21 protein-coding genes and 1 tRNA gene are annotated in these 22,216 nt (G+C 53.2%); 20 read left to right on the top strand and 2 right to left on the bottom strand.

Annotated features, from left to right (window positions below; translation table 11 throughout):
* The first annotated feature begins 31 nt into the window (after window positions 1–31).
* The 8 genes from flgF (at window position 32) to ACQYWX_RS20525 (ending at window position 9,060) form a co-directional block, all read left to right on the top strand.
* Complete coding sequence (gene flgF / locus ACQYWX_RS20560; RefSeq protein ID WP_431686169.1) at window positions 32–778, top strand: flagellar basal-body rod protein FlgF; 747 nt, start codon at window positions 32–34, stop codon at window positions 776–778.
* A gap of 105 nt (window positions 779–883) precedes the next feature.
* Window positions 884–1,669 carry a flagellar basal-body rod protein FlgG gene (flgG, locus tag ACQYWX_RS20555; protein ID WP_216737408.1) on the top strand — a complete coding sequence of 262 codons (786 nt, stop codon included), beginning with the start codon at window positions 884–886 and terminating at the stop codon, window positions 1,667–1,669.
* Window positions 1,670–1,705: 36 nt separating this feature from the next.
* The gene (gene flgH / locus ACQYWX_RS20550) at window positions 1,706–2,389 is read left to right on the top strand and encodes a flagellar basal body L-ring protein FlgH (protein WP_431686168.1); all 684 of its coding nucleotides are present in this window, start codon (window positions 1,706–1,708) and stop codon (window positions 2,387–2,389) included.
* 50 nt (window positions 2,390–2,439) lie between these two features.
* Window positions 2,440–3,576 (top strand): flagellar basal body P-ring protein FlgI, encoded by a 1,137-nt coding sequence (locus ACQYWX_RS20545; protein ID WP_431686167.1) that lies wholly within the window; start codon window positions 2,440–2,442, stop codon window positions 3,574–3,576.
* Window positions 3,577–3,603: 27 nt separating this feature from the next.
* Window positions 3,604–4,692, top strand: a complete 1,089-nt coding sequence (gene flgJ / locus ACQYWX_RS20540) for a flagellar assembly peptidoglycan hydrolase FlgJ (protein ID WP_431686166.1) — start codon at window positions 3,604–3,606, stop codon at window positions 4,690–4,692.
* Between the two features lie 11 nt (window positions 4,693–4,703).
* Entirely contained in the window at window positions 4,704–7,382 is a 2,679-nt protein-coding gene (gene flgK / locus ACQYWX_RS20535; protein ID WP_431686165.1) for a flagellar hook-associated protein FlgK, read from the top strand.
* Between the two features lie 22 nt (window positions 7,383–7,404).
* Window positions 7,405–8,643 carry a flagellar hook-associated protein FlgL gene (flgL, locus tag ACQYWX_RS20530; protein ID WP_216737413.1) on the top strand — a complete coding sequence of 413 codons (1,239 nt, stop codon included), beginning with the start codon at window positions 7,405–7,407 and terminating at the stop codon, window positions 8,641–8,643.
* A 90-nt stretch (window positions 8,644–8,733) separates the two neighbouring features.
* Entirely contained in the window at window positions 8,734–9,060 is a 327-nt protein-coding gene (locus ACQYWX_RS20525) for a hypothetical protein (RefSeq protein ID WP_431686164.1), read from the top strand.
* Between the two features lie 78 nt (window positions 9,061–9,138).
* Here the strand turns inward: ACQYWX_RS20525 and ACQYWX_RS20520 are convergent.
* A tRNA-Leu gene (locus ACQYWX_RS20520) sits at window positions 9,139–9,223 on the bottom strand.
* Window positions 9,224–9,410: 187 nt separating this feature from the next.
* On the opposite strand from ACQYWX_RS20520, the gene queA reads away from it, so the two are divergent.
* From queA to secF, 5 genes are all read left to right on the top strand, one after another.
* Complete coding sequence (gene queA, locus ACQYWX_RS20515; RefSeq protein ID WP_431686163.1) at window positions 9,411–10,466, top strand: tRNA preQ1(34) S-adenosylmethionine ribosyltransferase-isomerase QueA; 1,056 nt, start codon at window positions 9,411–9,413, stop codon at window positions 10,464–10,466.
* A gap of 51 nt (window positions 10,467–10,517) precedes the next feature.
* Window positions 10,518–11,627, top strand: a complete 1,110-nt coding sequence (tgt, locus tag ACQYWX_RS20510) for a tRNA guanosine(34) transglycosylase Tgt (protein WP_279508240.1) — start codon at window positions 10,518–10,520, stop codon at window positions 11,625–11,627.
* 36 nt (window positions 11,628–11,663) lie between these two features.
* The gene (yajC, locus tag ACQYWX_RS20505) at window positions 11,664–12,032 is read left to right on the top strand and encodes a preprotein translocase subunit YajC (protein WP_127972116.1); all 369 of its coding nucleotides are present in this window, start codon (window positions 11,664–11,666) and stop codon (window positions 12,030–12,032) included.
* Between the two features lie 111 nt (window positions 12,033–12,143).
* On the top strand, window positions 12,144–14,006 hold the full coding sequence (gene secD / locus ACQYWX_RS20500) for a protein translocase subunit SecD (RefSeq protein WP_279508199.1): 1,863 nt from the start codon (window positions 12,144–12,146) through the stop codon (window positions 14,004–14,006).
* A 12-nt stretch (window positions 14,007–14,018) separates the two neighbouring features.
* Window positions 14,019–14,936, top strand: coding sequence for a protein translocase subunit SecF (gene secF / locus ACQYWX_RS20495; protein WP_431686162.1), 918 nt, complete (start codon window positions 14,019–14,021; stop codon window positions 14,934–14,936).
* Between the two features lie 128 nt (window positions 14,937–15,064).
* Here secF and ACQYWX_RS20490 read toward each other — a convergent pair whose 3' ends face one another.
* Window positions 15,065–15,862 carry an inositol monophosphatase family protein gene (locus ACQYWX_RS20490; protein ID WP_431686161.1) on the bottom strand — a complete coding sequence of 266 codons (798 nt, stop codon included), beginning with the start codon at window positions 15,860–15,862 and terminating at the stop codon, window positions 15,065–15,067.
* 218 nt (window positions 15,863–16,080) lie between these two features.
* Here ACQYWX_RS20490 and trmJ point away from each other — a divergent pair, with 218 nt between their 5' ends.
* The 7 genes from trmJ to pilW all read left to right on the top strand — a co-directional run bounded on the left by trmJ (window position 16,081) and on the right by pilW (window position 22,214).
* On the top strand, window positions 16,081–16,854 hold the full coding sequence (trmJ, locus tag ACQYWX_RS20485; RefSeq protein WP_216737419.1) for a tRNA (cytosine(32)/uridine(32)-2'-O)-methyltransferase TrmJ: 774 nt from the start codon (window positions 16,081–16,083) through the stop codon (window positions 16,852–16,854).
* 12 nt (window positions 16,855–16,866) lie between these two features.
* Entirely contained in the window at window positions 16,867–17,628 is a 762-nt protein-coding gene (cysE, locus tag ACQYWX_RS20480; protein WP_431686160.1) for a serine O-acetyltransferase, read from the top strand.
* Window positions 17,629–17,706: 78 nt separating this feature from the next.
* Window positions 17,707–18,186: a Fe-S cluster assembly transcriptional regulator IscR gene (gene iscR / locus ACQYWX_RS20475; RefSeq protein WP_431686159.1), complete on the top strand. Its 480-nt coding sequence runs from the start codon at window positions 17,707–17,709 to the stop codon at window positions 18,184–18,186.
* Between the two features lie 74 nt (window positions 18,187–18,260).
* The gene (locus ACQYWX_RS20470; protein ID WP_431686158.1) at window positions 18,261–19,442 is read left to right on the top strand and encodes an IscS subfamily cysteine desulfurase; all 1,182 of its coding nucleotides are present in this window, start codon (window positions 18,261–18,263) and stop codon (window positions 19,440–19,442) included.
* Between the two features lie 248 nt (window positions 19,443–19,690).
* Window positions 19,691–20,119 carry a nucleoside-diphosphate kinase gene (ndk, locus tag ACQYWX_RS20465; protein WP_127972100.1) on the top strand — a complete coding sequence of 143 codons (429 nt, stop codon included), beginning with the start codon at window positions 19,691–19,693 and terminating at the stop codon, window positions 20,117–20,119.
* 70 nt (window positions 20,120–20,189) lie between these two features.
* A complete protein-coding gene (gene rlmN, locus ACQYWX_RS20460; RefSeq protein ID WP_431686157.1) occupies window positions 20,190–21,326 on the top strand; it encodes a 23S rRNA (adenine(2503)-C(2))-methyltransferase RlmN in 1,137 nt (378 codons plus the stop codon).
* Complete coding sequence (gene pilW, locus ACQYWX_RS20455) at window positions 21,327–22,214, top strand: type IV pilus biogenesis/stability protein PilW (protein WP_431686156.1); 888 nt, start codon at window positions 21,327–21,329, stop codon at window positions 22,212–22,214.
* Window positions 22,215–22,216 lie beyond the last annotated feature (2 nt).

The following is a 22,216-nucleotide window of genomic DNA, read 5'->3' as shown; positions in this document are numbered from 1 at the left end:
AACGCGATCAGGCGGAATTCGAGAGGTAGTCATGGATAAAGCCTTATACATCGCCATGAGCGGCGCCAAGCAGAACATGTTGTCTCAGCGCGGCCACGCCAACAATCTGGCTAACGCCAATACCACCGGCTTCAAGTCTGACTTTATGCAGGCGCGCAGTATGCCGGTGTTTGGCGAACATTTCCCCAGCCGCGCCTACGCGATGACGGAGAGGCCAGCGACGGACTTCGAAATGGGGTCTATGATGCAGACTGGACGCGACCTGGATGTCGCCGTCGCCGGCAAGGGCTGGATCGCGGTGCAGGCGCCGGACGGCGGCGAAGCTTATACCCGGGAAGGGGAGTTGCTGCTGGATGTGAATGGCATGCTGCGCACCGGCTCGGGATTGCCGGTGCTCGGCAACGGCGGGCCAATCGCCGTGCCGCCTGCGGCCAAGCTTAATATTGGCGGAGACGGCACGATTTCTATCGTGCCTTTGGGCGGGAATCCGAACGAAATTCAGGAAGTGGATCGTATCCGTCTGGTTAATCCTCCCGCCGAAAATCTGGAAAAAGGCGTCGACGGCCTGATTCATCTGAAACCGGATGTTGCCGGTCCGGCTCTCCCTGATGGGCTGGTGCGTCTGGAGTCCGGCTATCTGGAGTCTTCTAATGTTAATGCCGTCGAAGAAATGACGGAAATCCTCTCTCTATCCCGCCAATTCGAACTTCAAGTCAAAGTTATGCGCGCTGCGGATGATAACTCCGAAGCTGCGGCACGCTTATTGCAAATATCCTAGTAATCCCGCATGAGCGGCAATTTTCCGCCATGCGGCCCGGAGTCTATCCGGGTATAGGTTGAAACCCATTTATTGTGTTGTCCGACCTGCATAGGAGAATTTGTCATGCATGGTGCGTTGTGGGTGAGTAAAACCGGGCTCGCGGCCCAGGATACTGCTCTAAAAACCATTTCCAATAACCTGGCGAACGTTAACACGACCGGCTTTAAGCGTGATCGCGCTGTATTCCAGGATCTGCTGTATCAGATCAAGCGGCAGCCGGGCGGTCAGAGTTCTCAAGACACGCAACTGCCTTCTGGTCTGCAACTGGGGACAGGTGTGCGCGTGGTGGGCACTCAGAAAGTCTTTAGCGAAGGCAATCTGGAAGTCACTGAGCAGCCGCTGGACATTGCCATCAATGGTCGAGGGTTCTTCCAGATTCTGATGCCGGACGGCACGATATCTTATACCCGGGACGGCCAGTTTCACCTGAATTCCGATGGCGATGTGGTCACCGCCAATGGCTTTCCTCTTGAGCCCGGCATCACCATACCAGACGGCGCTTTGCACCTGACCATCAGCACTGACGGCGTGGTCAGCGTCACCGTGGCGGGCACCGCTACGCCGACTCAGATTGGCAACATCAATACGGTGGACTTCATCAACCCGGCCGGATTGGAAGCGATCGGCAACAACCTGTTCAGGGAGACCGCCGCCAGTGGCGATCCTCAAGAAGGCACGCCGGGATTGGCGGGGCTGGGAACTGTGGAGCAGGGCATGGTGGAAACCTCCAACGTAGAGATCGTTGAGGAAATGGTGAACATGATCACCACCCAGCGCGCCTACGAGATGAATGCGAAAGTGGTGACCACTGCGGACCAGATGCTGCAGTACATCACCCAGAATCTTTAATTGATGTGCCGTCGATTTAATCGGGGAGGGCCAGGCGTGAAAACACTAACGCTGATCTCACTAATCATGGTTACGGTGCTGAGCGGTTGCAGTCCGATCAGCAGAGAGCAGGTGCGCCCGGGAGATCCGGCGTTTGCGCCTGTTCCACCGCAGACGCTAATGCAACCGGCGCCGGTGGATGGTTCTATCTATTCCAGCTCGCAAAGCTTCTCTCTGTATGGTGATCGCACGGCCCATCAGGTGGGCGATGTATTGACGGTGGTGCTGCAGGAAAGCACTCAGTCAAAAAAGAGTACAGGCTCGTCTTTAAAGAAAGACTCGGATAACTCCTTCAACGAGGCGACGATTCTAGGCACTGCGGTATCCGCGCATAACCTCAGCCTGCTGACGGACCCCAGTTTTAACCGGGATTTCTCTGGGTCGGCTGACGCGGATCAAAGCAACAGTCTAACCGGCAATATCAGCGTCACTATTTCGGATGTGCTGCCCAACGGTGTTTTGCGTATTCGGGGCGAGAAGTGGCTGACGCTGACGGAAGGAGATGAGTACATCCGGCTTAGCGGATTGGTGCGCCCTCAGGATATTGGCGTCGATAACACCATTTTGTCGAGCAAAATTGCCGACGCCCGTTTCGCCTACAGCGGCACCGGCGCCTTTGGCGACGTGAATCGCGCTGGCTGGCTGCAGCGCTTCTTCAACAGCGAATGGTTTCCTTTGTAACGCTTGATTTCAAAACGAAATCTTCCGTCCTTAACTAGCGGTATCTGACTATGCATGAAGTATCCGATGAAACCAAAGCGATCCGTCCTCTGCAGCAGGCGTGTCGGGCGCTGTTTGCGTTTGGCCTGTTATGTTTCGCAACAATCGCTGGCGCGGAAAGGATAAAAGACATCGCTACGGTGGAAGGTGTGCGCAGTAACCAGATCGTGGGGTACGGTCTGGTGGTGGGGCTGGACGGCACCGGCGATAAAGCGCCGTTCACGGATCAGACGTTTCGCAACATGATGAATCGTTTTGGCATCTCCATTCCGACAGGAACTGACCCGAAACTGAAAAATGTGGCGGCGGTATCCGTGCATGCGGATCTTCCGGCTTTCTCCAAGCCGGGCCAGAGAATAGATATTACGGTGTCTTCCGTTGGCAACGCGAAGAGCCTGCGTGGCGGCAGTTTGCTGATGACCAGTCTGAAAGGCGCGGATGGTAAAACCTATGCCGTGGCCCAGGGCAATCTGGTGGTGGGCGGGTTTGGCGCCGGCGGCGCGGATGGCTCCAGCATCACGGTGAATGTCCCCAGTGTAGGACGTATTCCTAACGGCGCCACAGTCGAGCGCGCGGTTCCCAGCGGTTTTGGTCACGGCGATACCTTGACGCTGAATCTGAGCTCGCCGGATTTTACTACCGCCAAGCGCGTGCAGGATCGCATCAATGACCTGCTAGGCCCAGGACTGGCGCAAGCGATGGACGCCGCCAGCATTCGAGTGATGGCGCCCCGTGAGGCGTCGCAACGGGTCGGGTTCCTGTCTATTTTGGAAAACCTGGAGGTGGAGCCCGGGCAAGAGGCCGCCAAGGTGGTGATCAACTCCCGCACCGGCACCATTGTGGTTGGGCAGAACGTGAAGGTGCTGCCGGCGGCGGTGACCCACGGCAATCTGACCGTCACTATCACCGAGGATTTCGGCGTCAGCCAACCTAATGCGCTGGCGGGAGGGGATACGGTTGTTGTGCCCCAGACTGATGTGAATGTAGAGCAGCAGCCCAGTCATATGTTCAAGTTCGGCCCGGCGGCGACTCTAAATGAAATTGTGCGTGCGGTGAATCAGGTCGGAGCGGCGCCAGGGGATGTGATGGCGGTGCTGGAAGCCCTGAAGCAGGCCGGCGCGCTGAAAGCGGAACTGATCGTGATCTGACACGGCAATAGTGTTTAAGGCAAGCGTATGACCATCAACAATCGCGCCCTCGACCAGGCTCATGTCTATACCGACCTGAATGCGCTGCAGCGACTGAAGTCGCCCAGCATGGACAAGTCGGAGGCGATCAGTGCGGTGTCGAAGCAGTTTGAGTCCATCATGGTCAACCTGATGCTGAAATCCATGCGTCAGGTCAACGCGGTATTTGAGCAAGGCAATCCATTTCACGATTCCGCCTCCAATATTTATCAGGATATGTTCGACCATCAGCTCAGTCTGACCTTGTCCAAGCAGAAGAGTTTTGGATTGGCGGATGCGCTGACGAAGCAACTTTTGGCCAGAGAAAGCAGCGAGCCGAGAAAAGGCGGCTACAAAGACATCAATGAATATCCGCGTGCGCTGGAGGCGATGCCGCTGAACTATGCGCAGGCCGAAGAAAGCCTCGCGCAGGCGCCGGAGTTGACGGAAGAAGAGACTCAGGCTCTGGAGCAGGTAGCTTATTACTCGGAGCAAATGTCGCGCTCTGCGTTCGTGGACGTCGAGGTGAAGGAGGTCATTGCGGAGGCTGAAGCCTCGCAAGCAAACCTTAACGAAGGCGGAGACCTTAAGAAAGAGTCCGCGCCGGCTTCATTTGAGAGTCCGCAGCATTTTGTTAACAGCCTGCTGGCGTCGGCCCGTAAGGCGTCCGCCGGTCTGGGTGTGGAGCCGGGCGTCCTACTGGCGCAATCCGCTCTGGAAACCGGGTGGGGACGGCGCATGATTCTTACCGAAGAGGGCGAGCCCAGCTACAACCTGTTCGGCATCAAAGCGGACCAGCGCTGGAAAGGACCCGTCGCCTGGGTGACGACCACTGAATATCGGGAAGGGAGCATGGTGAAAGAGCGGGCGCCGTTCCGCGTTTATGGCTCCTATGAAGAAAGCTTTACGGATTATCTCAACTTCTTGCAGGAACAGCCCCGCTATCAACAGGCGTTGAAACAGGTGGCGGAGCCGGAAGAATACCTGCGGGAACTGCAAAAAGCCGGATACGCCACAGATCCCAATTATGCGTCGAAGATTCAGCGCATCATGAACGGAGCGTATCTACAAAGCGTCCGCTCGGATGATCAAGGCTGAGGACTCCTGTCATGAGCACTAACGTCATCAACATAGGACTCACCGGACTCAAAGCCAGCCAGACCGCGCTGGCCACTACCGGCAACAACGTCTCCAACGCCAACACCGAGGGCTACAGTCGTCAGCGGGTGGAGTTCGAAGCGACACCGTCCCAGTATATCGGGGCGGGGTATTTGGGCACGGGGGTAGGGGTTGCGGATATCTCCCGCATGACCAACCAGTTTCTGGTCTCCCAGTTGCGCTCAGATACTTCCATGTTCAGTGAAATAGATAAAATCCGCGCCAATGTGAGTCAGATCGACAGCCTGCTGGCGGACCCCACTACTGGACTGTCTCCCGGCATGAGCGCTTTTTTTCAGGCACTGCAGGGCGCTGCGGACGATCCCTCGTCCATACCCGAACGTCAGTTGGTGTTGACTCAGGCGGAAGGTCTGATCAATCGCTTCAATGTGCTGTATAACCGCCTGGAATCGCAGCAAAGCAATATAGATCAGGATATGCGCGCGTTGATTACGGAAGCCAACAGTCTGGCCAGCGGCATCGCCCAGGTGAATCAGGCCATCGTGTCGGCTCGCGGTTCGGCGCAGGGTAAAGACGTCAACGACTTGCTGGATAAGCGTGATCAAATGATTCGCGAGCTGTCGGAAATTGTATCGGTGACCGTCGTGGAGCAAACCGATGGTCAGCTCAATATCCTGGTGGGTAAAGGCCAGTCTCTGGTGATTGGCTCTCACGCCAACACATTGGGGCTGCAGGTCAGCGAAACTGACCCGACCCATCAGGAAGTGGCGCTGACGGAAAGCGGCGGCTCTGGAACCAATATTATTACTTCAGAAATAACCGGCGGTGAACTGGGCGGCATATTGCTGTTTCGCGATCAGATTCTACAGCCGTCATTTAACGCGCTGGGTCGAATTGCAGTGGTGATGGCGGACACGATCAACGAGCAGCATCAGCTGGGCATGGACTTGGAAAACCGGCTCGGCGGCATGTTTTTTGAGGACATCAACTCTGAAAACAATGCGCGTCAACGGGTCACAGCGAATGAAGGCAATGCGCTGCCGAATGATCGCGACATCGGCGTGGAGATCATCGACACTTCCGCGTTGACCACCAAAGATTATCGAATACAGTTCACCGGACCTTCCGATAACGACATCCTGGTGGTGGATGCATTAAGTGGCGCCACGGTCACTCGCGGGCGGCTGCCCGGTTTGTTTCCCGCCACCTTTGAGTTCGATGGATTGCGGATTAACTTCGAGTCAGGCAGCTTTCAAACCGGCGACAGCTTTCTGGTGACGCCGACCCGTTACGGCGCCCGAGATATCGATATGTCGGTGAGCCGCGTCGAGGAAATTGCCTTGGCGTCGCCAATTCGCACTGAGTCAGACTTGGGCAACGTGGGGAATGCGGTGATCAGCCAGGGCGAACTGCTGGCGGTGAAGCGCAGCTCTAACGACGCTATCTTGCCAACGTTTGCGGTTCCTGGCGAACTGACGCCGCCCATACTGATCCGTTTCATCACTGACACCTATTATGAAGTGCTGGATAACAGCGATCCGGCTAATCCGGTTCCGCTCGATCCGCCATTGAACAATCAGAAATATATCGCGGGCGTGTCCAACGCCATTTTCACTGCGGACGAGGGGCAGACTGCGGTCAGCGCCGAGGGCGTCAGTATTGCGCAGGTTCCTGCGCCAGTTGCGTCTCCTGGACCTTATGCAAACGGCTATGGGGCGCAGACAGTGACGCTTAGAAATCGCGATCCGGAGACAGGGATAGTCACTACTCAGTCGCCACTTAATATCGCCGCCAACGCCAGCGCAGAGGAAATCGCCTCGGCCCTGAATAGTCGCAACGGCGTGTCCGCTCTCGCCTACACAGAAGTGGAGCTTTCCAATTTTGTGGATGACGGCGGTGGTGTGGCGCCGGGACTGACCATCAACGGTGAGGTGCTGACGTTGCCAAGCGGAGGCTCTTTCACGCCAGATGATTACGTGGATCTGATCAATAACAACTCAAACCTTCAAGATGCCGGTATCGTCGCCTGGAGCGACGGCGGCACTTTGACTGTTCGCGCACTCACCGGTAAGGACATTACCGTCGAGGTGACAGGCGATGCGACAGATTCTGTGGATATCGCCACTGCCAATGACACTGTCGCCACCACCATTGCCGGGGGGAGCGGGACCAGCGTTGGCGGGTTCGTGGATGTGCAGCTGGATGACGGCGTGCGCTTGAACGCGGATAACAACAACATATTTTTGCCTGCGCCAGTGGCGCAGAGTTCGTTCCGGGGCTATCAGGCCAATATTACTGGTACGCCCAGCCAAGGGGATACTTTTACTATCGAGTACAACGAAAACGGCGTTTCCGATAACCGTAATGCATTAAAAATGGCGGGGCTGGAAACGGAGGGAACCATTGGCGGCAATGTCAGTACCTACAATGAGGCCTATTCCCAATTAGTGGAAGTGGTCGGCTCCACTGCCAGTCAGGCGCAACTGGATACAGAGTCGGCTCAGTCACTGCTGCGGCAGTCGGAAAATCGCTGGCAGGAAGTTTCAGGCGTCAGTCTGGATGAAGAGGCGGGTCGTCTGATCCAGTATCAGGCGGCCTATAATGCGTCTGCGCAAGTGGTGTCCATCGCCCGACAGTTGTTCGACACCCTGTTGAACACTTTCGCCTGATGGATAACCCGAGGATGTGACCATGCGTATTTCAACCCAACAACTGTTTAACCGCGGGCTGGACAACATCCTTGATGTGACCGGCCAGTTGCAGAAAACTCAGCTGCAGATCTCCAGCGGGCGTCGCGTGCTGACGCCAGCGGATGACCCGGTGGCGTCCACGCGCATCCTGCAGATAAACCAAGAGCTGTCGTTGATTGATCAATACAAGAGCAATATCAATCTGGCGGAAAATCGTCTGAGCCTGGAAGACGGCCTTCTGGGGGGCGTCAGTGAAGTGATACAGCGTTTACGTGAATTGACGGTGCAGGCGGGCGACGGTTCCCAGAATGCAGATGATAAAACATTTATCGCGGCGGAAGTGCGGCAACGGCTCAGTCAGTTAGTCGGTATGCTGAATACCAAAGATCCCAGTGGAGAGTATATCTTTGCGGGCTTTCAGGGTAAGCAGGAGCCATTTCAGCTAAATGCCGCGGGTTCATATAAGTATGTGGGCGATGAGGGGCGTCGATTCATGCAGATCGACGCCAATGTCTCCGTGGCGGCGGGGGACAATGGCAAGGAAGTATTCGTCAATATTAAAAGCGCCAACAACACTTTTTTCACTCAGGCGAGCCCTCGCAACACAGCTGAGCCGCCAGCGATCATTACTCAGGGACAGATGATCGATCAGGAGCTCTATGACGCGTTTTATCCGGAAGATATGGTTGTTGTGTTTAATGACGAGGCCGATGTGGTTCCGCCTGCGCCGAACTACTCTATCGTGCAGCGCTCTGATGGTAAGCCCATTTTGAATAATCAACGCTTCGCCACGGGACAACCTATTCAAGTGCAAGGCGTGCAGTTCGAAATTATCGGCTCGCCTCAACCCGGCGACACCTTCTTTGTGCAGTCGTCAGAGAAGCAGGGCCTTCTGACTACGGTGGAGCGCCTGGCGGCGGGACTGGAGGATTATCAGGATACCCCGGCTGGCCGCCAGACATTGACTGATCTGCTGGATTCCACCTTGGCGAATTTCACCAATGCGGAAACCAAACTACTCGAGACGCGGTCGCGACTCGGCGCCCGACTAAACACTATCGACGACACCAAACAGCTACAGGAAGATGTTGAGGTGTTGACCAAAGAAGTGCTGTCCGAGCTGCAGGATTTGGACTATGCGGAAGCGGTAAGCAATCTCACCTTGCAAAACTTTGTCCTGCAGGCCGCCCAACAATCCTATTCCCGCGTCACCAGCTTGTCGCTGTTCGATCTGCTCTAATCAGGGCGGCGATCCAATGAATCGCCGCCACACTCCGCAAACACGTCTATTCTTATAGTCAGGGTTGATCGCAGTTAAAGAGGCTCATCTATGAGAATAATTTCTTCATTGGCTATGTGTAGCGTGATTCTTTGCAGCGGTGCCGCATCCGCTATCGCCATAGATGGCGCTGCGCCGCCATGGCAGGAAATGAAAAAGAACTATATTTCCAATATGTCCAATGGTTGTATCAGTGCGCACAGTGGTCAGGGCGAAGGGACGGAAGCCGTGGCGAATTATTGCTCTTGCGTTGTGGAACGAGTCGACAAGGATTTGACGTTGGATGACATTCGTTACTTTGCAGAGCAGGGCAGGCCCAATAGCTCGCATACAGAAGTGATTATCAGCGCAATACAAGCGTGTGGAGAAAATCAGTAGAAAGATAAAGAGGTTGGATTCGTCTAGCGTGAAGAATGTTTAACAAAGATGAAATAGAAAGGAGTTAAATAAGAAAGTTGGTGCCGGGAGAGAGAATCGAACTCTCACTCCCGAAGGAACACGAGTTTGAGTCGTGCGCGTCTACCAGTTCCGCCATCCCGGCAACCATGTCAGCCTGTGAGTGGCTAACTAGGGCCGCGATTATACGGGCTTTTGATTGCTCGTCAACAACTTTTGCTAACTATTTTTTTGCCTTGCCCTGACTCGACGCTATAAAAACGGTCGAAGCTGGCGAGTGGCGGGCATTTCCGCTAACCTATGCGCCCCCAAAACTGAAGCAGAATTCCTTGATGCGCGTTGACGATTTTGATTTTGATCTGCCGCCGGAGTTAATCGCCCGGCGTCCGCTGGCTGAGCGCTCCTCCAGCCGCTTATTGTGTCTGGATGCGGATACCGGAGAAATAAACCATCGCGGCTTCAAGGACCTGTTGGGTATGATCAATCCTGGGGATTTGTTGGTTTTCAACGATACCCGCGTTATCCCGGCTCGCTTATTTGGCCAAAAACGCAGCGGCGGCAAAGTCGAAGTGATGGTTGAACGAGTCGTGTCCATGACGGAAATACTCGCTCACGTCCGAGCCAGCAAGGCGCCCAAGCCTGGCGTCGAGATCCTTATAGACGATAACTACGTGCTGACGATGGTGGAGCGGGAAGGCGATCTGTTCCGTCTGCGGGTAAGCGAAGGCGGGAGCGTCAGCGAATTATTGGAAGCATGCGGGCACATGCCGCTGCCTCCTTATATAGATCGTGAAGATGACTTAAGCGATCGCGAGCGTTATCAAACCGTATACAGTCGCCAACCTGGCGCGGTGGCGGCCCCTACCGCCGGCTTGCATTTTGACGAGCCGCTATTGCAGGCGCTGGCGCAAAAAGGCGTGGAGACCGCGTTTGTTACCTTGCATGTCGGCGCGGGCACGTTTCAACCTGTGCGGGTGGATGTGGTGCAGGATCACCAGATGCATTCAGAGTATCTGGAAGTCTCCGCGAATGTCTGCGAACAGGTGCGCAAGGTAAAGGCGGCAGGCGGGCGCGTCATCGCAGTGGGCACTACCGCAGTCAGGGCGCTGGAGACGGCGAGCCGATCTGGGGCTATTGAGCCTTATGCGGGCGATACCAGTATATTCATCTATCCTGGATATGAATTTGTTACCGTCGACGCATTGGTGACCAATTTTCACTTGCCCAAGTCCACGCTATTGATGCTGGTGTCGGCTTTCGCCGGTAGAGAGCATATCCTGGCCGCCTACCAAGAGGCGATTGAGCAACGCTATCGCTTTTTCAGCTATGGCGACGCCATGTTTCTGCATCGTCGTCTTTCTGGTCGCGAAGACGCCTTAACAAATTAAGAATGACTGTCAGATCTGAGTAGGAGAACAACCTTGTCGCGTACTTGCCACATGCAGTTCGAAATCGACAATGCCGACGGCAAAGCCCGTCGCGGTAGGCTGAAATTTCCACGGGGTGTGGTGGAGACTCCCGCCTTTATGCCCGTGGGCACCTACGGCACCGTAAAAAGCATGACGCCCCGGGACATTAAAGATATCGGCGCGCATATTATTCTTGGCAACACTTTCCATTTGATGCTGCGTCCGGGTACGGAAATCATCCGTCAGCATGGCGATCTGCATGACTTTATGCAGTGGGATGGCCCTATTCTGACGGACTCGGGGGGCTTTCAGGTGTTCAGCCTGGGAGATCTGCGCAAAATTACGGAAGAGGGCGTGAAATTCAAATCGCCCATCGATGGTTCGCCCATATTCATGGACCCGGAGCGTTCAATGCAGGTCCAGCGCGACCTGGGCTCCGATATTGTCATGATTTTCGACGAGTGCACGCCTTATCCGGCCACTGAAAAAGAAGCGGCGGACTCCATGCGCTTGTCTCTGCGCTGGGCTAAAAGAAGCAAACTGGCGCACGGAAATAGCTCTTCTGCATTGTTTGGTATTGTACAAGGCGGAATGTATCCCCATTTAAGGGAAGAATCGCTGGCGGGGCTGACTGAAATCGGCTTCGACGGCTACGCTATCGGCGGATTGTCGGTAGGAGAGCCCAAGGATGAAATGATAAAGGTGCTGGATTACCTGCCTCCTGCGATGCCTGAAGATAAGCCCAGGTATCTGATGGGTGTGGGCAAGCCGGAGGATATAGTAGAGGCGGTGTTGCGCGGAGTGGACATGTTCGACTGCGTCATGCCGACCCGGAATGCGCGTAACGCGCACTTGTTCACTTCATTTGGAGTGCTCAAATTGCGCAACAGCCGGTACCGGACAGACACGCGTCCCCTGGATGAAAACTGCGACTGTTATACCTGTCGCAATTTCAGTCGCAGCTACCTGCATCACCTTGACCGTTGTGGCGAGATGTTAGGCGCGCAGTTGAATACTATTCACAATCTGCGCTACTACCAAAACCTGATGTCTGGTTTGCGTCATGCGATTGAACGGAGTAAATTGTGCGACTTCGTCGCCGACTTTTATCATAGGCAGGAGCAAGGTATTCCAGCCTAGTCAAAGTGTTATAAGCATATTTTGGAGTTATTTCTTATGCGTAAGCTACATGTGCTGTTAGGCACGCTGTTCGCCCTGCTGATGCCTGCTATTGCTGCGGCTGAGCCAGCTCCGGGTCCTCAAGGACCGAGTGCGGTGATGCAGATCCTGTTCCTCGGCGGTTTCGTGCTGATTTTCTACTTTCTGGTATGGCGTCCCCAGAGCAAGCGGGCCAAAGAGCACAGAGAGCTGCTGGGCGGTTTGAACAAGAACGACGAAGTGTTAGTCAACGGCGGCATTGCTGGAAAAATCGTGCGTGTGAAGGACGACTTCCTGGTAGTTGAGATTGCTGACAAAGTGGAAATCAAAGTGCAGAAAATGGCGGTGACCGCAGCGTTGCCCAAAGGCACTTTGAAAGATATCTAAGACGGCCGCGCATGCGCGCCGGGCCTGCGTCAGGCGTTCAATTTCTGCGAACGCCTGCATGGCGCGCCTATTCCCCGGCATAGAGATAAACAATAGGGAGCCTTTTACGGCATGCTCAATAAATACCCACTTTGGAAAAATCTGCTCGTTGTCATAGTGCTGATGATGGGCTTTATTTACGCCTTACCGAATTTGTATCCTGATGACTACGCTTTGCAGATAAGCGGATCTCGCGGCTCCATCGGGGTTGACGAGAGCGTGCTGAAAAAAGCCACCGACTCCCTGGACGAAGCGGGCATTGCATACGGCGAAGCGAAAGTCGGCGAGAAGAACATCATCATACGCTTTGCGGACAACGATACTCAGTTGGACGCACAGCCTCACGTCAAGAGCGCTTTGGGCAATGACTACGTTGTGGCGTTGAACCTGGCGCCGACAACGCCGGCATGGTTGTCCAGTTTGGGCGCTGCGCCCATGAAGCTGGGTCTGGACTTGCGTGGCGGGGTGCACTTCCTGATGGAGGTGGATCTGGCGAAAGCGGTCGCCACGACAATGGAAATTACCCAGGGCGACATTAAAACCAAGCTGAGAGAAGAAGGGTTGCGTTACAAGTCGGTGGATATTCTGCCGCCAAAGCAGATCTCTGTAGGTTTCCGTGACGAAGATGATCGCGATAATGCGTTGTCTCTGGCGCGTCGTGAGTTTGGCGACTTTTTGGCGGAAAGCGCCGAAGAGAACGGCTTGTTTATGGTGAAGCTGACCCTGCTGGAGAGCCGGGCGAAAGAGATCGAAGACTACGCCATTTCCCAGAACTTAAGCACCTTGCGTAATCGGGTTAACGAGCTGGGCGTCGCCGAGCCTTTGGTTCAGCGTCAAGGACGTGGGCGTATCGTTGTGGAATTGCCGGGCGTGCAAGACACGGCGGAAGCCAAACGCATCTTAGGCTCCACTGCTAACCTGGAGTTCCGCCTCGAGGCGCGTCCAGATGCTTCGGCGGGTTCGATTGAAAAGTTTGAATTCCGCTCAGAGCCACGCACTGCAAGCTTGGAGCGCGACATAATTATTACTGGCGGCAGCGTCGCCAATGCGCAGCAGTCCTTTGACCAGAATGGTCGTCCTGAAGTTAACATTAAGCTGGACTCCTTGGGCGGCAACAAAATGTTCCACGTCACCAAGGATGCTGTACAGCGCAATATGGGCGTGCTCTTCGTTGAATACAAAGAAGACGTGGATACCAAGTCCACAACTGGGCAGCCCAAGAAGCGCCGCTACGTAGAAAAGAAAATCATCAGTCTCGCCACCATACAGTCGCCGTTAGGAAACAGCTTCCGTATAACGGGTCTGGACTCTGTATTTGAAGCCAAAGAACTGGCTTTGCTTCTGCGTTCCGGCGCATTGGCGGCTCCAATCTATTTTGTTGAAGAGCGTACTGTCGGTCCCAGCTTGGGGCTAGAGAACATTAAAGACGGCGCCACTTCCGTAGCTATTGGCTTCGTGCTGGTCATGCTGTTTATGATCGTTTACTACCGTGTATTCGGTATCGTGGCCAATATCGCTTTGGCGGCCAACGTCTTTATTCTGATCGCGGTCATGTCCTTGCTGTCGGCGACGCTGACTCTGCCGGGTATTGCGGGTATCGTATTGACGGTGGGGATGGCGGTCGACGCCAACGTGCTGATCTACGAACGAATTCGTGAAGAGTTGCGTAACGGGCTGCCGCCTCAGTCGGCGATTCATGCTGGTTATGATCGCGCATTCGTATCTATTTTTGACGCCAACGTGACCACTTTGATTGCGGCGTTGATCTTGTTCGCAATCGGCACAGGCCCGGTCAAAGGTTTCGCTGTTACGCTGTCTATCGGGATTCTGACCTCCATGTTTACTGCGATTACCGTAACTCGCGCAGTAGTCAATATGATTTACGGCGGCCGCAATATTGGCAGTTTGTCCATTGGCGGCGTCAAGCAAGGTTAAGGAGGCATAACTATGTCTGATGAAAAAGTTTATAACTTTATGGGCATAGCGAAGCCTGCGCTGGCTTTGTCTGTGATAATGATCATTGTATCTATCGTGTCCATCGCTACTCGCGGCTTGTCTTTCGGGTTAGATTTTACCGGCGGTACGCTGGTAGAGGTGGAGTACGCCAAAGCGCCGCAAATCAATGATGTGCGGCATCAGCTTGAGGCTCACAAATATGAAAACTTCGTTGTGCAGAAGTTTGGTTCTGACACCAGCATCCTAGTTCGTTTGCAGCAAGATCACAGCGAGTCCATCGGCACGGAAGTGGTGAATGCGCTGTCTGCGGATGGGGCGCAAGTAAGTCTGAGTCGTTCCGAGTTCGTTGGATCTCAGGTCGGCGAAGAGTTGCGCGAACAGGGGGGATTGGGTTTGCTGTTGGCGCTTGGCGTCATCATGCTCTATATCGCTTTCCGCTTTCAGTTCAAGTTCTCTGTTGGCGCTGTGTTGGCGTTGGTGCATGACGTCATTATCACGGTTGGGATGTTCTCCCTGTTTCAGTGGGACTTCGATTTGAACGTGTTGGCGGCGGTGTTGGCGGTAATCGGTTATTCATTGAACGACACCATCGTTGTGAGCGACCGCGTACGTGAGAACTTCCGTCGCCTGCGTGAGGAAACGCCGGTAAGCATCATTAATATTTCTTTGACGCAAACCCTGTCTCGTACCATTGTCACCGGCTTAACCACTTTGTTGGTTCTGTTGGCCTTGTTCTTGTTCGGAGGTCCTGCGCTTAAAGGATTTTCGACGGCGTTGATCGTAGGTATTGTTGTCGGTACCTATTCCTCAATATATGTCGCTAGCAACCTGTTGCTGATTATGAATATCAGTAAAGAAGATTTGATGATTCCTGTGAAAGAAGGCGCTGAGTTGGATGATCGCCCCTAAGGCGATCTTCTTCCTGGTATAGACCCGTCAATTATATACAGGACGGGTCACAGCCAAATAAAAAGCCGGTCATATGACCGGCTTTTTTGTGAGCTCTTGTGATGTAAAAGAGCTTTTTGGGCTGTTTGTTATTTCAATAGCTCAGCCAATTTGTGGGCTTTTTGTGAGACGGGCTTAAGCATTTTAGGGTTGCAGCAAATAATGGAGCGGCTTCTTTCATTTAGCGGGTTGCCGCGGACATCGCTGTGCAGAGCGCCGGCTTCTTTGGCGATAAGTAAACCAGCTGCCGTCTCAAGCGGGTTGATGTTGTTCAGAATCGCGACGTCGATTTTTCCGGAAGCCAGGTAGGCCAGCTCCTGTGGGATGCAGTGTGCACTTCTTACGCCGAAGCAGCTCTTATCCAGTTCCGCATAAGCTTCCAGCAAGGTTGCAGGCTCTTCTCTTTTGCCAACGCCTTCTAAAATGTTAGTGGACAGCACGGATAGCTCCAGCTCTTTTGTGCCGGAAACGCGGATGCGTTTGCCGTTCAATGATGCTCCGCCGCCCCGGCTTGCTGTGTATTCGTCGCCGGTTACAGGGAAAATAATGATGGCGTGTTCGGTCTGATCATTCTTTTTGCAGACAAGTGAAAAACACCAGTCAGATAGGCCGCGTACGAGGCTGGCGGTGTTGTGTACAGGCATGATGTGCCAGCTGACGCTTTTCGGGGCGCCTTTCAAATCGCCTTTTTTGTTGATTTGATGGGTCGGGTAGGCCCGTTGTAGGGCGCGGGACAAATTATCGTAGAAAGCGGCGTCAACGCGTGCAATGACTCTCTTTAGCTTTTCCGGATCGGTAAAAGACAACTCTTCACGTTCAAGAATCATGTTGATTTGCTCATTGGACGAGCGAATTGCGCGCAAGGCAATATTAATCATTGGCTGCATGGTTTGATCACTACTTTGTAAAGAACGGTTTTAAAAAGGGCGCTAATGATAGCAACTCCGTCGTGTAAACACACCCAGAAATCTACTTACGGGTTAAATTATAGAAAAGGTCGCGGGGCGCGCCAGGAAGCGGAGTCATGGCGATGTTTCAATCTCAGTTGGGGGAGGCATTTGCATACAATTCTGCTACCATTGCGCACTTTTAAAAAGGTGTAAAAATGCTGGAAAACATCCGTATTGTGCTGGTCAACACCTCTCATCCCGGTAATATCGGCGCTACAGCGCGCGTGATGAAAAACATGCGGCTGTCTCGATTAGTGCTGGTGGAGCCAGATCGATTTCCAGATGATGATGCAATAAGTCGTGCATCCGGAGCCTTAGATGTGTTGGATGGCGCTCAAGTGGTTGCGAGTTTGGATGAGGCTATCGCTGGTTGTGTGCTAGTGGTGGGAACCAGCGCAAGAGGCCGGAGTATTCCCTGGCCAGTGAGAAATCCGCGAGATTTGGCGGATGATGTCTATGATCATATTGCGACGACCCAGGGCGAGGTGGCGATTGTATTTGGGCGGGAAGAGCGGGGGCTCACCAACGAAGAGCTACAACGCTGTCATTTGCATGTTCATATCCCATCAAATCCTGATTACTCATCTTTAAACGTTGCGATGGCGGCGCAAGTGATTTGTTACGAGCTCCACATGCGGTGGCTGCTTGAAAACGAAGAGAATCAATCATATATCCAGAGGTTGGACGGTCCTGGCGATACAGGGTGGGATGTCGAAGCCGCGACGGCGGATGAAGTTGAGCGCTATCTGGTCCACTTGGAGCAAACGCTCATCGATATCGACTTCCATGATCCGGAAAATCCAAGGCAATTGATGTCGCGACTGCGGCGACTGTATCAGCGCGCGCGTTTGGATAAGATGGAAATTAACATTCTGCGAGGCATTCTACGATCCACGCAGAAAGTGGCGGGAACTTGGCAAAAGAAATAATCGGGGCGAATCATGTTAGCACAGTTAAAAGAGGACATAAGAAGTGTCTTTCACCGGGACCCGGCGGCCAGAAACGCCTTTGAGGTGCTGACTTGCTACCCCGGCCTGCATGCGTTGCTGGCGCATCGCATTAGTCACTGGTTGTGGAAAAAGGGATTGAAGTGGTTGGCGCGCTTTCTCTCCACATTTAGTCGTTGGATGACCGGGATTGAAATACATCCGGGTGCGAAGATTGGTCGCCGTTTTTTCATCGATCACGGCATGGGAGTGGTGATTGGGGAAACTGCGGAAATCGGTGACGATGTGACCCTGTATCAGGGGGTTACTTTGGGTGGAACCAGCTGGAATGCAGGCAAACGCCATCCTACGCTGGGAAATGGCGTGGTCGTTGGCGCTGGCGCCAAGATCCTGGGGCCATTCACTGTTGGGGATAACTCGAAAGTAGGTTCCAATGCTGTGGTCACTAAGGAAGTGCCGCCTAATGCCACAGTGGTGGGCATTCCGGGGCGCGTGATCGTTAAGAAAACAGAGCCGGAATCAGATCGCCGTAAAGCCATGGAAGAGAAAATGGGCTTTGACGCATATGGACTGAGCGAAGAGATGCCTGATCCGGTGGCGCGCTCTATTCGCGCAATGCTGGATCATATGCAGGCGGTGGACGATCGTCTGGAGTCCATGTGCAAGTGCCTGCATAAGTTGGACGTGGAATATCGAAATGGTGAGCTGCCCCCTCTGAAGAGTGAGGATTTTGAATGTGTCCGCGAAGACAAGTAGTCTGCCGACATAATCCGTAATACTTGATCAGTTTGCAGGGTCATTTCATAATGCCCTAAATTATTTAGGGGTTTGATCATGCGCTTGACCACCAAAGGCCGCTATGCGGTGACCGCCATGCTGGATTTGGCGCTGCACGGTGATGGCGGCCCTGTCAGTCTGGCGGATATCTCGGCGCGTCAGGGCATCTCGCTTTCATATCTTGAGCAATTGTTCGCCAAATTGAGGCGTAATCGTCTGGTGTCCAGCGTCAGAGGGCCAGGTGGTGGTTATAAGTTGGCGCGCCCGCTCGGCGAAACCGCAGTAGCTGAAATTATTGAGGCGGTTAACGAGTCAATAGATGCGACAAGGTGTGGACGAAAAGGGGACTGCCAGGGCGGCGAAATTTGTCTAACCCACCATTTGTGGCAGGATCTTAGCGAACGTATTCATGATTATCTCAGTAGTATCAGTCTGGAGGAGCTTGTCTCCAGTCGGGCGGTGCAGGAAATCGCCGAGAGGCAGAGTGAAAGAAAGCGAGCGGGCGAGACAGGCATCTCTTTAGTCGATATTGGTTAACCTGATTTCTCTCGTGTCATTGTTAGAGCGGGCGCGGGGAGCGCTGAAGTACCTGGATATGGATAATTGAAATAATGAAGAAACCTATATATCTCGACTATGCCGCCACTACCCCGGTGGACCCCAGGGTCGCCGAGGCGATGAGCAACTGTCTGACGTTGGATGGCGTCTTCGCGAACCCGGCGTCCCGCTCGCATATTTACGGCTGGCGCGCAGAGGAGATGGTGGAGAAAGGGCGTCGCCAAGTAGCGGATTTGATTGGCGCTGATCCTCGGGAGATTGTTTGGACTTCCGGCGCCACAGAGGCGGATAACCTCGCCATTAAAGGTGTGGCGAGTCGCTATGCTGAAAAAGGTCGCCATGTCATTACCAGTGCGATTGAGCACAAAGCTGTGCTGGACCCTTGCGCCTACCTCGAAAAGCAGGGTTATGACGTGACCTATCTGAAACCAGATAAAGATGGAGTCATCAGCCCGGAGTCGGTTAAGGATGCGCTGCGCGACGATACTATTCTCGTTTCTCTGATGCACGCCAATAATGAATTGGGTAGCGTTAACGATATTCAGGCCATTGGTGAGTTGTTGCGTGGGCATCAAGCGTTTTTTCATGTGGATGCGGCGCAGTCTGTGGGCAAGTTGGTTGTCGATATGAAAACCATGCCTGTCGACCTGTTGTCCTGTTGTGCGCATAAAATATACGGGCCTAAAGGCGTAGGGGCGCTCTACGTTCGAAGAAACCCATTTGTCGGCGTAGACGCTCAGATCCATGGTGGCGGCCATGAGCGGGGCATGCGCTCCGGTACGCTGCCAACTCACCAGATTGTTGGCATGGGGGTGGCTTTCGAGCTGGCTGGGGAAAGCCTGGCGGAAGAAGCTGAGCGACTGACAGGGTTGCGCGACAGATTGTGGCGGTCGCTGTCTGTATTGCCAGAGATCCATTTGAACGGTTCCGAATCCAATAGGCTACCGGGTACGTTGAATATTAGTTTCGGGTATGTCGATGGCGAGTCGCTGCTGATGGCGATGCGAGACCTTGCGGTCTCAACCGGTTCGGCATGTACCTCCGCTTCGCTGGAGCCCTCTTATGTGTTGAGGGGAATTGGCGTGCCGGATGAGTTGGCGCTCAGCTCTCTGCGTATTTCTATGGGGCGTTTTACTCAGGAAGAAGATGTTGATGTCGCCGCGGATGTCATTATCACTGCAGTGAATAAATTGCGCGAGTTGTCGCCGGCGTGGAAGGCGAAGCTGGGCAATTAATGCGGAAGACCCTGGTAGAGGGCGCTTTCTTTATTCTTGTTAACAAAATTTAAATCTGCGTCTGATGCAATTTTAAGCTGAATGCATCGGGCGTCCGCTGTCGCAATTGCCGCTCGTTTGACACTTATGTCGCGGGCGTCTTTTTCGTGTTAGGAGCGGAGTGTAACTTTCCCTGGAACATGCGTATAATCGCCTGTTCAGAATATAAACCTAAAGTTGTTATAACCCTGATTTTGGAGAGCATATCGATGGCCGTAGAACGTACGCTGTCAATCATCAAGCCCGACGCAGTGGCTAAAAATGTAATCGGCGAAATCTATTCGCGTTTTGAGAAAGCCGGTCTGCGTGTTGTGGCTGCAAAAATGCTGCACCTGTCGCAAGAGCAGGCTGAAGGCTTTTATGCTGAACACAAAGAACGTGGATTTTTCCCAGATCTAGTTGCTTTCATGACTTCCGGTCCTGTTGTTGTTCAAGCGCTGGAAGGTGAAAACGCCATCGCTCTGAACCGTCAACTGATGGGCGCAACCAACCCTAAAGAAGCTGAGCCAGGCACTATTCGCGCAGACTTCGCTTCCTCTATTGACGCGAACGCGGTGCACGGCTCCGACTCTGCAGCGTCTGCAGAGCGCGAAGTGGCTTATTTCTTCAGCGAGAACGAAATCTGCCCACGCAGCTGATATAAACTTATCAGTCAAGGCAATTAATCGAGTGCAGCACTATCGCTGCACTCTTTTTAAGAGGTATAGCATGTCAGGCGCCAACGCTAAAATTAATTTACTGGGAATGAATCGTTCCGATCTCGAGTCTTTTTTCGAGTCGTTGGGAGAGAAAAAATTCCGCGCCACTCAGTTGATGAAGTGGATGTATCACCTTGGCGTATCTGACTTTGACCTCATGACGAATATGAGTAAGGCGCTACGGGAAAAGCTGAAAGAAGTAGCTGAAGTTTCCGTGCCAGAAGTTATTTATGAAGATATTTCTGCTGACGGCACCCGTAAGTGGGTTATGCGATTGGCCGGCGGCAACAGTATTGAAACCGTTTATATTCCGGATAATGGCCGGGGTACATTGTGTGTTTCTTCTCAGATAGGATGCTCCCTCGATTGCAGTTTCTGTTCTACTGGAAAGCAGGGATTCAACCGTAATTTAAACTCCGCTGAAATAATCGGTCAGTTGTGGATAGCAGCGAGATCTTTCGGCGATTATGATCTTTCCAAAGAGCGCTACGTCACCAACATTGTCTTTATGGGAATGGGCGAGCCCTTATTGAATTTCGACAACGTCGTGCGCGCCTGCGATGTCATGATGGATGACTTCGGCTTCGGTATTTCCAAGCGCCGACTGACCGTCAGCACTTCTGGACTTGTTCCCGCCCTTGATAAGCTGGGCGATGTGACGGATGTCTCTCTCGCCATTTCCTTGCATGCGCCAAATAATCCGTTGCGAGATGTGCTAGTTCCAGTCAATAAAAAGTATCCGATAGAAGAGCTGTTGGCGGCCTGCCATCGTTATCTGGGCAAACTGTCTGACAAGCGTCGTATTACAGTGGAATACACCCTGATTGCAGGTGTAAACGACAGCGAGACGCATGCTAGTGAGTTGCGTGACTTACTGCGCGACCTGCCATGCAAGATTAACTTGATTCCATTCAATCCGTTCCCCAACAGCGGTTATGAGCGTCCCTCCCGAAACGCGACATTAAGGTTCCAAAAAGTACTGAGCGATGCAGGCTATGTCGCCACCGTTCGCACCACGCGCGGTGATGATATTGATGCCGCCTGCGGCCAGTTAGTGGGGCGCGTCGAAGATCGGACGCGGAGAAGTCAGAAGTATATCCCTTTGCAAAACATTAATGTTTCCCCTGACGGCAGAGCTTCTGCTTAATTGAGCAGATTAGTCGGTGGGGGAGGGGAGCTTCCTGAAAGAGATAGGCTGTTTATAACCTTGAAAATATCGCTGGCATTGATAGTTAAGTTGAGAAAAATGGAAAACCTCAGGCACGCTTTTAAAACAGCACTAATGTTAGTCTTAATATCCGGTGCTGTTGCAGGGTGCGTAACTACTGTAACTGGTCCCTACACTAAAAAGGCTTCCGAAGAGAAGGCCGCCCAACAATATGTGCAACTTGGACTAGCGTATTTTCAGCAGGGAGATATGGAAAGCGCTTTGTTGAAACTTCAAAGGGCTTTGGAGATAAAGCCTGATAATGCGGAAGCTTTGGCGGCGATGGGACTGGTTTATCAGCGCCAAAAAGAACCATTTTTGGCGGAAAAACAGTTTAAATCCGCACTTCGCTCTGATGCGAATTTTACCAGAGGGCGTACTTATTATGCGGCTTACCTGTATGAGCAGGGCCGGTTTAAGGAGGCCGTGGAGCAGTTTGAAAAAGCCTCTAGCGATGTGAACTATGAGGGGCGCGCTCAAATATTTAGTAATATAGGTTTGATACGTTTAAGGCTGGGAGATATTGACCAGTCTATTAAAGCGTATGAGAAGTCACTAACTCTGAGGCATGGTCAGCCCAATGCTGTGCTCGCTTTATCATCTTTATATTTTGAAAAGCGTGAGTTAGCGAAAGCGGACAAATTGTATGGCGCATTCTGGGAGTCAGTGCGCAGAGGCGGGGCTTCACATTCACCCGCGAGCTTGGCGTTGGGAATTAAAATCGCCAGGGAGAAGAAGGATTTGAATGAGGAGGCATCTTTGATGTTGTTGCTGAAGAACATGTTTCCCAACTCCGCTGAATATAAAACGATGAAAGGAAGTAGTTGATT

The sequence above is a fragment of the Hahella sp. NBU794 genome (assembly GCF_050749805.1).
GTDB lineage: Bacteria > Pseudomonadota > Gammaproteobacteria > Pseudomonadales > Oleiphilaceae > Hahella.
The sequence above is the reverse complement of the archived record's forward strand: the minus strand, read 5'-3'. Positions and strand labels throughout refer to the sequence as shown.